General features: G+C 51.7%; 7 protein-coding genes. All 7 read right to left on the bottom strand.

What is annotated here, in order from left to right:
- Positions 1–5 precede the first annotated feature (5 nt).
- The 7 genes from AB6805_RS28910 to AB6805_RS28880 are packed head-to-tail and all read right to left on the bottom strand — an operon-like array spanning position 6 to position 13033.
- On the bottom strand, positions 6–896 hold the full coding sequence (locus AB6805_RS28910) for a sugar phosphate isomerase/epimerase family protein (protein WP_370912913.1): 891 nt from the start codon (positions 894–896) through the stop codon (positions 6–8).
- A 12-nt stretch (positions 897–908) separates the two neighbouring features.
- Positions 909–1994 carry an exo-alpha-sialidase gene (locus AB6805_RS28905; protein WP_370912912.1) on the bottom strand — a complete coding sequence of 362 codons (1086 nt, stop codon included), beginning with the start codon at positions 1992–1994 and terminating at the stop codon, positions 909–911.
- Between the two features lie 24 nt (positions 1995–2018).
- A complete protein-coding gene (locus AB6805_RS28900; RefSeq protein ID WP_370912911.1) occupies positions 2019–6053 on the bottom strand; it encodes a DUF4038 domain-containing protein in 4035 nt (1344 codons plus the stop codon).
- Positions 6054–6070: 17 nt separating this feature from the next.
- Entirely contained in the window at positions 6071–9199 is a 3129-nt protein-coding gene (locus AB6805_RS28895; RefSeq protein WP_370912910.1) for a DUF6298 domain-containing protein, read from the bottom strand.
- Positions 9200–9226: 27 nt separating this feature from the next.
- Positions 9227–9892, bottom strand: a complete 666-nt coding sequence (locus AB6805_RS28890) for a DUF3826 domain-containing protein (RefSeq protein ID WP_370912909.1) — start codon at positions 9890–9892, stop codon at positions 9227–9229.
- 56 nt (positions 9893–9948) lie between these two features.
- Positions 9949–11403, bottom strand: a complete 1455-nt coding sequence (locus AB6805_RS28885; protein WP_370912908.1) for a pectate lyase — start codon at positions 11401–11403, stop codon at positions 9949–9951.
- Positions 11404–11419: 16 nt separating this feature from the next.
- Positions 11420–13033, bottom strand: a complete 1614-nt coding sequence (locus tag AB6805_RS28880; RefSeq protein ID WP_370912907.1) for a polysaccharide lyase — start codon at positions 13031–13033, stop codon at positions 11420–11422.
- Positions 13034–13065: the final 32 nt, after the last annotated feature.

Here is a 13065-nt window from a genome sequence, read left to right as displayed (position 1 = left end):
GCGGATCACACTTGTTGAAAAACCGATTTTAAATACGCAGTGTTAGCGCCAAAGTTCCATTTTACATTACGGGGATCCTGTGCATTACGCGAGCGTTCTATCACCAGCCATCCACTCCAGCCCATTTCATCCAGTGTTTGTTTTACTTTAGGGAGATGAATACGCGGATTGTCCTGCAACCATACGCCATCTTTATCGGTACAGTGAATCTGGCAGATGCGGTCTCTGCCAAGTATGCGCAGTTCCTTTTGCAGATCACGACCTGCTTCCAGGGCATTGGCAAAATTGAAATAACTTTGGATAGCAGGAGAACCAATATCGTCCAACAACTGCACTTCTCCGGCAGCATCCAGCGCGGTTTCTATGCCAATAACCACGCCTGCCTTTTCTGCCTGCGCGGCCGCTGCCTTCAACCGTTTAACAATAGCAGGGCGCAGCGCCGGATGTTGTACCAGGTCGCCCTGTACACCCAGCGGCAGGAACGCCACTTTCACCTGGAGTTGCTGCATGGTATTGATACAATCCTGTACCATGCGGTCTACACCGGGCCGTTCTGCAAACGACTGCGCATAAAACCCCGACATGGCGATGGAACAGATCTCCAGGTTAAGCCTGCGCGCTTCTGCTATAAATTGTTTGCAGATCGCAGGATCAGCCAGTTTGTTATCAAACGTTTCACGGGCGCCTAACCCTCCCATGTCCAGCTCCAGTCCATCAGCGCCAATGTCTTTCGTTAACTGGAATGCGCCCAGCTTCTGCCGCTTCAGGATCATCCAGTCGCAAACAGCAATCTTATAACGTTGCGCTGCCGGTGCTGCGGCGAAAGATACCTTGCGGTACAGCAGTCCGGCAGTAATAGCAGCGGTTGTATTGATTAAAAAATGACGACGGTTCATAGTAGTGACAGGTTACTCAGGCCATTGCCCGTTTTTAATTGCTTTCAATTGTAATTGCTTCGGATCTACTTTTACATATTTGATCCGCTCCCGTCTCCAGGTGTAAACGATATGGATAAATCCATCGGCTCCATAAATCACCGCCGGGTAGGAATACTGGCTGATGGGCGAGTTTTCCAGCACCAATGCTGCGCTCCAGTTTTTGCCATCTTCTGATAGCGATACATTCAACGGCGTACGTGGGCCCTTGGCCAGTCCATCCGGTGGCAGTACGTGGTTGTACACCAATAGCTGCCGGCCATCGGGCAGGGTTACGGCGTCTGTTCCTGAATTGTTGTTGGGCAGCGACATAGGTGCTAAAGACGACCAGGTGCGGCCGTTGTCCGTTGACCAGGACTCCAGTATGGCCCGGTTCTTACTTCTGCAAAGCGCCTGCAGCTTTCCGCCCGGATAAAACAATATGCTGGGTTGTATGGCATTGTAGGTGTCCCCACCATCCACGGGCGCCGTTTTCTCCCAGGTTTTACCATTGTCTTTTGTTGATTCAAAATGTACCCTCCAGCGGTCTCCTTCTGTGCTGGACGGGCAAAGCAAGGTACCATTGCTTAACAGTACCGGTTTATTCTTTATCGGTCCCAGATAGCCGTCGGGCAAGGCTTCCGGCGCTGACCAGGTAGCGCCGCCATCTTTGGAGGTGAGCAGCCATCCTTTCCATCCGGATATTTTAGGACCTATTTTGTAGAACAGCAGTAAATCGCCGCCGGGTACCTGGTACAGTACCGGGTTCCAGCAGGGAAAGCGGGTACCGTCGGGCTGTATACCATTGGCTACTTCCACGGGCACAGTCCATTCACCGCTCTGCTTTTTACGGCTTACCCATATGCCCACATCCGGATGTCCTTCCTTTGTGCCTCCAAACCAGGCGGCTACCAGGCCCTGCTTCGTTTCCGCGATGGTAGAAGCATGACACGAAGGAAAAGCCGCTTTTTCAAATATAAATTCGTCGGTAACAATGCCGGCGCGGTAATTTCCAGCCTGACCTTGTGCCAGTAAACCAGCGAACAATAAAATCGTTGTACAAAAAATACGTATAGTCATAAGCGTTGTTTTCGATAGAATAGTTTAGCTGTGATCGGGATCTGTTGTTTTCAACGATCCGATATAAAATACCGCCGGCTGCTCCGGTTCCCCTGCGTGTGGCAGATCAAAAGTTTGTTCTGCCGGGGTATCTGCATCCGGCGTGTGCCGTGGCATACCCGTGCGGAACACCATACGCGCCACGCTTTGCACCGGCGCAAAAGTAAGTTGCGTCAATGCATCTTTCCCGTTTATGTTAACGGTATAAAAACGGGTGGCAGTGTTCAGGGTAATACGGATATTATAGGTAGCGCCGGCCTGGTACTTCATAATGTTTTTAAATTTGGCGCCGGCCTTTGCTTTTAATGTGCTGTCGGCCTCAAACATAAGCCGTACGCAGGGATTCCCTTTGGTATCCTGCAATTCCGCATGCAGGAGTCCTTTATTATTTTGTGCAGGGGTAACGGAAAATTCCACCACTACCCGCTGCGTTTCCGGGAACAAGCGTTCTGCTTTTGCATAATCGTACGGGTCACCATCTTTCAAGGCCAGCACCGGGCCGTTTGCGGATTGCTCCATTTTTACCGGCGCCCAGGCAGGGCTGTAGATGTTCCATTGCTGCAATGCTGTGTCCGGCGACATCTGCTTAAACACATCATTTACAGGTGCGGTTGCTTTATCGGTTACAGGTACCGGGATGCGCGCCACCCAGATATCTTCCTTATTCATACTGTACGTAATCCACATATTACCGCCGGGAGGTGTACCGTTATTTTCTGTGATGCCGCGTACGTACTGCGGACCATAATCTTTGAAATATCCTTTATAACGCAGGGGAGATATTTCTCCCTGCACCAGCAACATATTCGTATAATCAAGACCGTTATTACTTACAGAAATAGCCAGTGGCCAGCGGTATTCGGAAGGATTATACACGGTGGCGTAGCGGCCATCGGCCGTACGCTGTCCCCATATTTTAGCATTGGCGTTTACAAATCCCGGCGCCCGTACAGCCGATTCAGGCCAGGTTTTACCACCATCGTTGCTAATCGCGGTGAGTGCATTTTTCCATAGCCCTACTACCCTGCCATCGGGCAAATGATAATAGCTGAGGGCTTTGTATTGTTTTTTAAGCGGTATCAGCGGATCATTCCTGTCTGCTTCTTCATTCCATTGCTGTGTTACCAGCGGATCCGCCAGCAGTTCGTTGCAGGTGGCTACAAAGTCCTTATCGGGACTGGCACTGTAATGTGGGTAAGACGTATTCTTTTCATTCCAGGCAGCGTTATAGCGGATGAAGTAAATGGGACCAAAGCTGCCATCAGGGAGTATTTCACGCACTACGCGGCCAATGCCTTGTCCATCATTGGGCCGGTCGTCTTCATCAAGGCAGATACCATAAAAAGCCAACGCCAGCAGCCGTCCTTTTTTTGATGTATAAAAACCCATGCGCTGATGCATCACCGCATACAGGTTATGCGCCACACCGGGATAGCCTTGCTTGGTAGTGCCATCCGGTATTTTATAAAGGGGAAAGATGATGACGGGCTTTGACCAATTGTAACCATCTTTGGAGGTGACGAGTAGTGTTTGCCCTGGCGCCACACTTTCGCTGACCTCATCACTCAGGTATTCGAGATAAAAAGTTGAATCCCGGTAAGCCAGCATTGGCGCATGATTATAGGTATAGCCGGTACCTTCGGCCTTTTCAGGATGTTCGCGGTTGGCCCGCAACACCTGGATGTTATGCACTCCCATGGCGGGACTTAGCTGCCCGTGATGATAATCGACATTAACGCGGGTTTGCCCGGTATATCTTACGGTATCGGCTGTGGGTTGTTGTAAAACATCCAGTATATTTTCTGTTACCTGGAAGATAGAACCATGCTTATGCCCTTCCGGCACCTGCACCTGGTCTGATATACCGGTGAATGTTTTAAAATCCTTTGTCTTTACTGCTCCGTAATATTTCTCTCCATAAGCATCAAAATAAATGAGCCATTCGCTGCCCACTTTTACCGTGGCAGGACCTTCCGTAAAGGAGGATGTAAACGGGGCTGAAACATTGGTATATGGACCCATGGGATGCTTACTGAATGCCATCTTCAGGTTCCTTTCGGGACGGGTATTATCTTTTAGCACCAGCGCATATTTACCTGCGGCCTGCTGAACAATGGTGGCATCAATCACGCTAAATCCCGGATCGAGAAATAATTTTGCGGGGGAAAATGTTTTGAAATCTTTTGTGGTGGTATAGTACATGCGATGGTTATTATCTTCGTCTTCCTGCCCGCGGGGAAAACGATGCGGTATCGTAGATGCCCAGATAATAATGAATTGTTGCTGCGCTTTGTCATAAAACAGTTCGGGCGCCCAAACATTCACGGTAGCAGGTTCGTGTGCCATCACATCAATAGCGCGTTGTTCCGACCAATGCACCAGGTCCTTTGAACTGGCGTAACCAAAGCCTTTTTCATTTTTCCAGCCGCTGGTCCATACCAGATGAAATGTACCATCCGGCCCCTGCACCATAGAAGGATCGCGCATCAGCTTTTTTTCTCCCACCTGTGGTTGCAGGAAAGAGCGGCCCAGGTTCATCCAGTGATAACCGTCGTAACTGTACAGCAAACGTAATCCATCAGTAGCCGGTTCCCTGAAGGAAGTGAACAGGTATACTTTTTTTCCGGGAACATAGGTATCCAGTATTAATACCCAGTCGTTGCCATCCTGTTGGGTGCCGGGCGGATCAAAGGTGGCGATGCCTTTGTTGGGGAATTTACCGATAAATGTTACCTGACCGTTGCGGGGATCATACCAGGACGCCTTCACCGTGTCGCCGGCAATTTTGCCCATGTTTACCTGGAAATTGCGGCCGTTATAAGTATAAATGAAAGCATATTGTTTTCCGCGGGTAGCCAGCAGGCGGTTATACTTGTCGCCGGCGTCGCCAGCTATGAGTGAGGGATCAGGCACCCGTTCAAAGTAAGGCCGTGATAACAATAAATTTTTCAGATGTACCATTTGCTGTGCACCGGGTGCATTGATCGCATCGGACCAAACGTCTGTTACCCCGTAGCTTCCTTTTTTATCTGTGGAAGCATGCATCTGCATCACGGCATTATCACCGTAGGTATAACCTGCTGCGCCGGCAAACACCGACCAGTACCCGTAGCGCCTTACATCCTTGTCGTTCCACCTTGCTTCGAGGGAATCATGTAATCCCTGTGGAATCCCTTCATACGATGGTTCTCCATCAAGCGTAGGTTTGGCGGGTGTTTGGCGGTAGTCGGCTTCAATGTATTTCCAGTTATCTTCTCCGTAATGGAGGTCGCCTGCGGTAGTGTCCTGGTCATAACGGCGATGCCCCGACTGGAACATATTGAACTGCAGCCAGGAAGCCTGGTGAAACCAGCGGGATGATTGTGTGCGGCCACGCGGATGGAAAGTGAGCAGGTGACCGGGATCCTGTGCGCGGAGCGTGGCGCCGATAGCATTCCATACCTCCATGCCATCACTGCCCTTAATATCTCCCCCATTCAGCCAGATGATGTTGGGTTTGTTCTTATACCTGGCGGCCAGCCATGCAGCGTATATGCGTGCCTGTTGTTCGCTTACCAGACCGGCTTTCACATTGGAGCCCCAAACCGGCACCAGCGCCATGTATAAGCCCTTCTCCGCTGCTTTACCGATGATATAGTCCACATGATCCCAGTAATCATATTGCGCAGTATCCGTAAAAGCGTTACCTGTTGTGGTACGCGGGGTGGCTACATTTCTGTTGATCAAAGCGGAATCACCATAGGCATTTACCTGTTCAAGGTTATGCACTACCATTACCTGTATGACATTGAATCCTTTCTTACGGCGGTCTTCCAGGTATTTCTCCGCCTCTTCCCTGGTTAATTTATTAAACAATAACCAGCCGGTATCGCCCAGCCAGAAGAAGGGCGCATTCCCACCGGTGGTAAAATACCTCCCGTTGGAAGAGATGCCCAGTTTGGTAATGCGGCCTGTTTGAGCGCGTATGGCATTGGTAACCGAGAGCAACGTAATAAAAAATATAATAGCGATCTTATGCATGCATCCAGTTTGTTTACTTATTTACGATCGATCCAGATTACCACCGGTCCCGGTTGCGGGCTGGCGAGACTGACCTGTTTACCACCTTTCTGTTTTTCTTTTTTAATCAGATGTCCGTCTGCTGGACTAATCCAATAAACATGGTACGCACCGGCTTTGCTCAGATCAAGCTGTACCGGAGCATTGTTATTGGTATAAATAATATAGACATTGCCGTTATTACCCAGCGCCCATTGACCCTGCGGGGAACCGGGGAGTGCTATGGGTTGCATAGTGGCTGCGGCTTCCAGGAAGCCATCAGCGGCTATGGCGGGAATACCCGCGAGGGAGCCGCCAGCCATGAAAGCGGCCCACGACTGCTCCTCGTATGCGCTGCCTGCATACACCACTGCTTTGCCGGCATAGCGTTGGCGGTATTCATGCACCGCCCTGTAAACCTGTTCGAAGCTGCTTTTCTTTGGTTTCAGCAGGCGGGCATGTTGTCGGGGCGCCAGGTTTTGCCCGCCTTTGGGTGCATACAGACTGCCATCCGGCTGATAATGCCACTGGCGTATATCTATCACCGTTATAGCGGCCGAACGCACGGGATCGGCTAATATAGCGTCCTGTACATCTTTAGTGGTGCTCAGGCCAATAAGTACTTTTTTACCTGTTTCTTTTTCCCATTCCAGGATGGTATCTATCCAGAACTCCACGAAGGTAACCGGACCGGTAAACTCCGCTCCTATCAAATGGATCACACCATTGTTATCCGCGAAATTGTCGAGGCACTTGCGGATATAAGTGGTGTGCAGTTTACGGCGTACAGGATCTGTAATATCATAGAATTGCGCCGCCATAAAAATGCGCTTGTCGCCCGCATAGGGCGGCGGTTCCGGGAAGCCGGTATGATTGATATTGTTAGCAGTGCGCCAGGGAAAATCCGCCCAGTGTGCGCCGGCCTCAATGATGTTGTGTTGAAAATAATGCTGGTGAACGAGTACCAGTCCTTTTTCATCTGCCAGGTCTGCAAATTGTTTAAGCCGCGTCCAGTACCAGTCGTTATACCTGGTGAGATCATAACGGCTTAGTCCATCCCATGCGCTTCCCTGCCCGCTGCGCGCAAAAGGGAGCTCATAGAAAGGAGCCCATACTTCGCCATCCATACGGCGGATGCGTTCATGATCGTCGCGGCGGCGATCGTACCAGAGGCCGTAGTTATGCTCCAGCGATACGAAGTGTTCGTTTGTCATCCATGCGGCCACTTCCTGCAGGTCGTCGGTTAATCCTTTACCGGTGCGGCCGGGAACAAACCGGGTGATCGCCGGCATGGCCTCCCGGATACCATCAGGCCGTGTGTTGCCACGCCACCAGGGCACTTCGTAGTGCCTGCCGGTCAACAGCCTGTTGCCGCGCACCAGCCAGCCGTTGGCGATGTGCATGGGTGCTGCAGAAGGAGGAGCTGCCTGTTTCGTATAACCGGCACCGTTGGCTGTTTTAACACCGGTGATTTTTACAGGAATAGGGTTACGGCTGGCGGATTGATCTATCCAGTCTGGTAGCACCAGCGCCGGTTGAACAGCGCGTGCGGTGAGATCCGCCGCCTGTTCTGCTGCCGGGCTGCTGGAAGCTTCGGACTCCACTGGCAGCAGCTGCGCGCGTTTTAATACATCGGCGCCTACCCGTTCTGCCAGTTGTGCATAATATAAACTTCGTGGGGTGATATGTTCATTGGATGACTCCCAATAGCCGTCGCCGGCAAACTGCGCCCAGGAGCCAAAGGCCCAGTTGCTGGCAGTTGGCGGGCGGTAACAATCTATCCGGGCGGCGCTGCATTGCCATAATACGCTGTTGGCAGCGCTCCAACCGGCGCCCTGGGCATCCTGTCCGAGGTTGCCAAAGCGGATGGCCTGACCGTCGATAGTCACAATATCGAAGAGCACACCGGAAGCCCAGCTATCGATCGTGCCACTGAAACTAAAAGACAGGTGCGCTTCGCATTGCACGAAGGCATTAGGCCCTGGCGCGCAAAAACCAACCGCAAAATCATGGTAACCATATTCCGCGTAGTTGCGCTGGAAAAGCGTTTGCTGCCCGGAAGTAAAAAAGGTATAACGGCGTTGCCCGCCTATTTCAGATACCGGCGCCAATGATTTACAATCTTCCACGGTAATCCGTTTGCCTGTTTCCAGCACGGCTACTGCCGAACCGGCGAAATGTTCAAAGGTTACCTGCCGCACCCAGGCATCGCATACATTTTCCAGGGTGATGGCCATCCACCGGTGGGCCTCATCTTTGGGGTAAAGGGTGTCGTATGCGGAGCGGCAACGCAGGTGCTCCACACCGGTCTGACTGATACGGCCGGGCCACTGATACGCCGCCACGGTACCGCCTCCATAGGCGGTATCCAATGCAGTAGTGAGCGGCGCATCCAAAGTGATAGCCGTTCCGTTTATGTCAGCAATGGTCCGGTCCCAGCTGATATCACGCTGCCCCGGTTTCCAGCCGAGCGTGGTAATGCCGCCGCCCTGGTGGTCCATGCCAAGTTCGTTTATCCATTCCCGTGTGGAGGGCCGTTGTACCAGCACTTTATCGCCGGTTTTGAAGCCTTGCGCCGATGTTACCTGCACCGTGCGGGCGTTCACAGGCACATAGGTATCCGTAATTTTAACCGGAGTTTCCGTTACGCGGCCGGGCTGTCCCGCAATGCGAATCAGCGTTTGCCGGTCGCGGCCCTCTCCTGTTAACACGGTGCCATCATTACCCATGCCGCTGCCGCGTAGCACTACACCGGACGCACGGATCATGAGGCCACCGGAAAGGTGGTAGTTGCCTTTCTGCAGTTGCACGGCGCCGCGTATGCCGTGTTTATCCGGTTGCAATGCGGCCACTTCATCCAACGCATTTTGTATAGCTGCAGTAGCATCTCCCGTTATAACAGGCACCACTATACGAACCGGAACATCGGGAATGGGCTGCTCTCCTGCCATATAACCGCAATAAGAAAAATCCGGTATCCGGTTGCCCTGTGCATCCGGGCTATACACCAGCTTGCCGGTGGCATTCACTGCCACCGGCGGTACCGGTTTGGGTTTCTTTTGCGCGTAAACGGTAGTAACGGCGCTGATTGCTATTAAACAAAAACTAATTATCGGGCGCTTATTCATTCGGTCGTTTTAATCTGCCATGCGCAACTATTTAGCCTTAGCTGCACTTCTTTTTTTCCATTCCTCTTCCGCCTGCTTCATATTGATGCCGGCAGCAGAAAGATAATTGTTGATCCTTCCTTTGTATTTACCAAACCATTGATGTTTCTTCTCTGATGATCCCGCATCCATCGCATGCTCGCGCGCTTCCATCAGCCACGCCATAATCTGCGCTTTCTGCTCCGTGGTGAGATTGGGCAGCATATCATTATACACGCGGTAGGTGAGCGGCAGTACGCCATAGGTCATGCCGTCCTTTACCTGGTTTACCTGTTGCGGGGTCAGGTAAGCCGACAGCTTTTCCAAATACGCCGTATGCCGTTTATCCAGTTGCTGGTTAGTGGCATCTTCTATTCCCTTCAGCTGTGTCGTTAAAGCCGGTTTGTCATTGGCAAATTGTTCTTTAGCCAACTTCACTTCCTGGTCGTGCTTTACCTGGACTTCATTTAAATAACGGTATTGCTGCGCGATTACGTCCCGTACGCGCAGGGCACTATCTGCATTGGCAACGCCCAGGGTGGCTACAATTTTATCCGCCCGCTGGTTGGTGGTGCGGATATAAGCTGTGTCATCGGGCGGGTTAGTCTGCCTCGCAAATACAGCTGCCTGGCAAAAAAGAAGGACTCCCAACAACAGCAGGTATCTCTTCTTCATAAAATTTTCCAAAGTATTGGTCATGGTTCCACAAGTTAAAATATCAGGTGTATTATTTACAAACTGTTCAGATACATTTCCAACCGGGTGTATCCTTTTTTATTTACGACATTCCGGTCGTCCGGGTTACCCGGATCTGAGCCGTTCTTCTTTTCCCATTCGTCCGGCATGCCATCATGATCAGTATCTGCCGGCGCCTCTGCACCTGCGTAGGCAGGCCAGCCACCCACGGCAGCCGGCAGGTCAATAATGCCGGGCTTCCCTGATGAACCTGCGCCACTGGCAGTAGCAGTGCGTGTTTCCTTTACGATGCGCGCATCCACTGCATCCCGTTGGGGCTGTGTGGCGCCTGCCTTCGCGAGCACCGCGTTATAGGCGTCCTTTGCACTTTGCAGCGGCAACACGGCTGTACCCGGGAAAGGCGTCGCTGACCGGGCTTCCCCCCTGTTTGCTTCAGGGATCTTTGCGAGGTCTGTTCCCAACCAGTTATCCGCGGTCATACCACTACTGCCCTCCATGATATTACCGGCTACATACCATTGCCCGGTACCCAGCGCTTTAGCCGCGGTATAGCTGGCCTCCACAAATTTGCGTGTGGCCGCAGTAGCGGGACCTGGCTTGTAGTAATTATTGATAATGTTTACGTTCGACTTTCCTCCAGGTATTTCCACTTCCCCACCATAACAGGCGCCTGCACTCCCCCAGTTGTAGATCACATTATTGCGATAGTCCACCAGTGCCGTTGTATCGTGCGCACGTGCGCCGTTAAACCTTACGGTACGGCTATTCTGATGCGCGATGAGGTTATGGTGATAAGACGCATACTGCCCTCCCCATACGCCCCCATAGGAACGCACGCCCTTTGCGTGGCCGGCATTGTAAAGTCCTTCGCTCACGATGCACCACTGCACCGTGGTATATTTTGTGTCGTATAACGCGGCGCATTCTTCATTGGCCCAACTGAAAGAGCAATGGTCAATGATCACGTTGTGGCAGTTTTCCATATCAAAGCCGTAAACGCCGGTGGACAGCATCGCACCGGGTCTGGAGCGCAGGTAACGGATAATAATATTGCCGTGGTTACCTCCTTTGCTCAAAGCCCGTGCACCATTCATGATGAGCGAATGACCTTTCAGACAGATGCCGTTGCCAGGAGCTGTTTGTCCTGCTACGGTAACATTGGAACGCTGTACTTTAATGGCGGAATGCAGCTCTATGATGCCACCCACACGAAACACAATGGTGATGGGATCACCAGGATATTCCAGGAACGCCTGGCGGAAGCTGCCGGGTCCCGCATCATTCAGATTGGTCACTTCCACTACTTTACCGCCTCTTCCACCGGTGGCATATTTGCCATAGCCTTCCGCACCGGGAAAAGCGGGTAATGCCTCCGTGTTTTCTGTTCCGCCGTGTTCATCAAACCCGTGCTGTAATTTAGCACAGGTGATGAACATCAGCAGGGAGAATGCAGAGACGTATGTTCTGGAAGAAAGTGCTTTAAAGCCCATTCAGGAGGGTTTATAATTATGAATGATTCAGGAACTGTTCAATATTCGTGTACCCGTTGCCGTTGTTAGCCAGCCTGGATGCGTCTGATGCATCATTAGGATTTAATCCGTGCTTCTTCTCCCACTCATCCGGCATACCATCCTGATCACTGTCTTTATACGGTGTGCCTTTATACACAGGGTATCCGCCTACCTGGCTGATATCTGAAATGATTCCTTCTTTATAGGATTCTTTATCGAGCCGGCGTTTCAGGAACTCGCTGCCTACATCGGTAGCGGAATTAGTTTTGTATTGGATCTTGCCAGTGCGCACCTGTTCTACAATGCGGGTATCCACGGCATCGCGTTTAGGAAGGGTGGCGCCTGCATTTTTCAATACATAGTCAAATGCTTCTTTTGCAGACATCATCGGGAACGATGGCATCGGGAAAGGTTTGTTCACCCGCATGCTGTCGCGGTAGGGTCCTGCATTTGCTTCATCTTCCACCTGTACGCCGCCGTCCCAGTTGTCTTTCGTTACTTTATCGTAGCCTTCCATGATATTGCCATGCACATAAGCCCTGCCATATACATGATAGCCGAGCTTACTGCGGCCGGATTCAGGTTTCAGGATACGGTGACCTACCGGCTCATCTTTTGGTGTGATAGGGCCAGGTTTATAGTAGTTATTGATCATGTTGAACATGCCGCGGTAGTCGGATCCATCTGCAGAACGGTGACGCCAGTTGAAGACAACGTTATTCACGAAGTTAAACACGCCATTCCATCCGATGGAAGGATTGCGTCCGGTATTGCAGGCCCACAGGTTGCGCATGAAGGTGGCGTTTTCCCCGCCCAATGTGCTGCCAAAAGAATGGTTGTAGGTATCCAGCGCTTCAGCCGAGATTGTATTCTGGATGGTTACATTCACGGTTGCCAGCTTCTGATCCTGTGAACCGTCTCCTGCATTGTACATGTGACGGTAGATAGAAATATTTTCATCCAGTCCCCAGCTGGTAGAGCAATGGTCGATGATGATATTGCCGACAGGATTACCGCCCAGTGCGTCGTCCCTGCGGCCAACGTAGGTTTCCCCACGGCGGAAACGCATGTAGCGCAACACTACATCATGCGTGTTAATCCAAACAGATTCGCCGGCCACACATACGCCGTCGCCGGGCGCAGTTTGCCCCGCAATGGTGATATAGGGCGCGCGTATAATAAGCGGGCTTTTCAGGCGGATAATGCCTGCTACGTTGAACACTACGATACGTGCGCCTCCCTGCTCACAGGCATCCCGTAAAGTGCCGGGGCCACGGTCTTCCAGGCTGGTTACCACATATACTTTTCCTCCCCTGCCGCCGAAGGAATAAGCGCCACCGCCCATAGCGCCGGGAAAGGCCGGGATATCTGCCTGCGGCAGATCATAGGGGCGGGTAGCCCAGGGAATATAAGGTTTACCGTTTACCGCATCCTTTTGAATAATGGGTAATGCCTTTGCCCAGGCTTCGTCCGAGAGCCGTTGCGCTTCTTTCAGTGCTGCCTCGCTGGAGTCCTGTATGCGCTTTGGTATGGTGGGGTACTGCGCTTGTGCCTGTACCGATACACAAATTGCTGCTACTGCCAGCAAAAATACTTTTCTGTTCTTCATTGTTGTTATGGTTGTTGTTAAAGCTGATTTCC

Origin of the sequence: Chitinophaga sp. RCC_12 (genome assembly GCF_041360695.1) — a bacterium.
GTDB lineage: Bacteria > Bacteroidota > Bacteroidia > Chitinophagales > Chitinophagaceae > Chitinophaga.
Note: the sequence above shows the minus strand (reverse complement) of the source record. Positions and strands in the feature narration are given on the sequence as shown.

Coding starts and splice junctions, on each gene's coding strand:
- AB6805_RS28910 (WP_370912913.1), bottom strand. CDS start 896: ATGAACCGTCGTCATTTTTTAATCAATACAACCGCTGCTATTACTGCC.
- AB6805_RS28905 (WP_370912912.1), bottom strand. CDS start 1,994: ATGACTATACGTATTTTTTGTACAACGATTTTATTGTTCGCTGGTTTA.
- AB6805_RS28900 (WP_370912911.1), bottom strand. CDS start 6,053: ATGCATAAGATCGCTATTATATTTTTTATTACGTTGCTCTCGGTTACC.
- AB6805_RS28895 (WP_370912910.1), bottom strand. CDS start 9,199: ATGAATAAGCGCCCGATAATTAGTTTTTGTTTAATAGCAATCAGCGCC.
- AB6805_RS28890 (WP_370912909.1), bottom strand. CDS start 9,892: ATGAAGAAGAGATACCTGCTGTTGTTGGGAGTCCTTCTTTTTTGCCAG.
- AB6805_RS28885 (WP_370912908.1), bottom strand. CDS start 11,403: ATGGGCTTTAAAGCACTTTCTTCCAGAACATACGTCTCTGCATTCTCC.
- AB6805_RS28880 (WP_370912907.1), bottom strand. CDS start 13,033: ATGAAGAACAGAAAAGTATTTTTGCTGGCAGTAGCAGCAATTTGTGTA.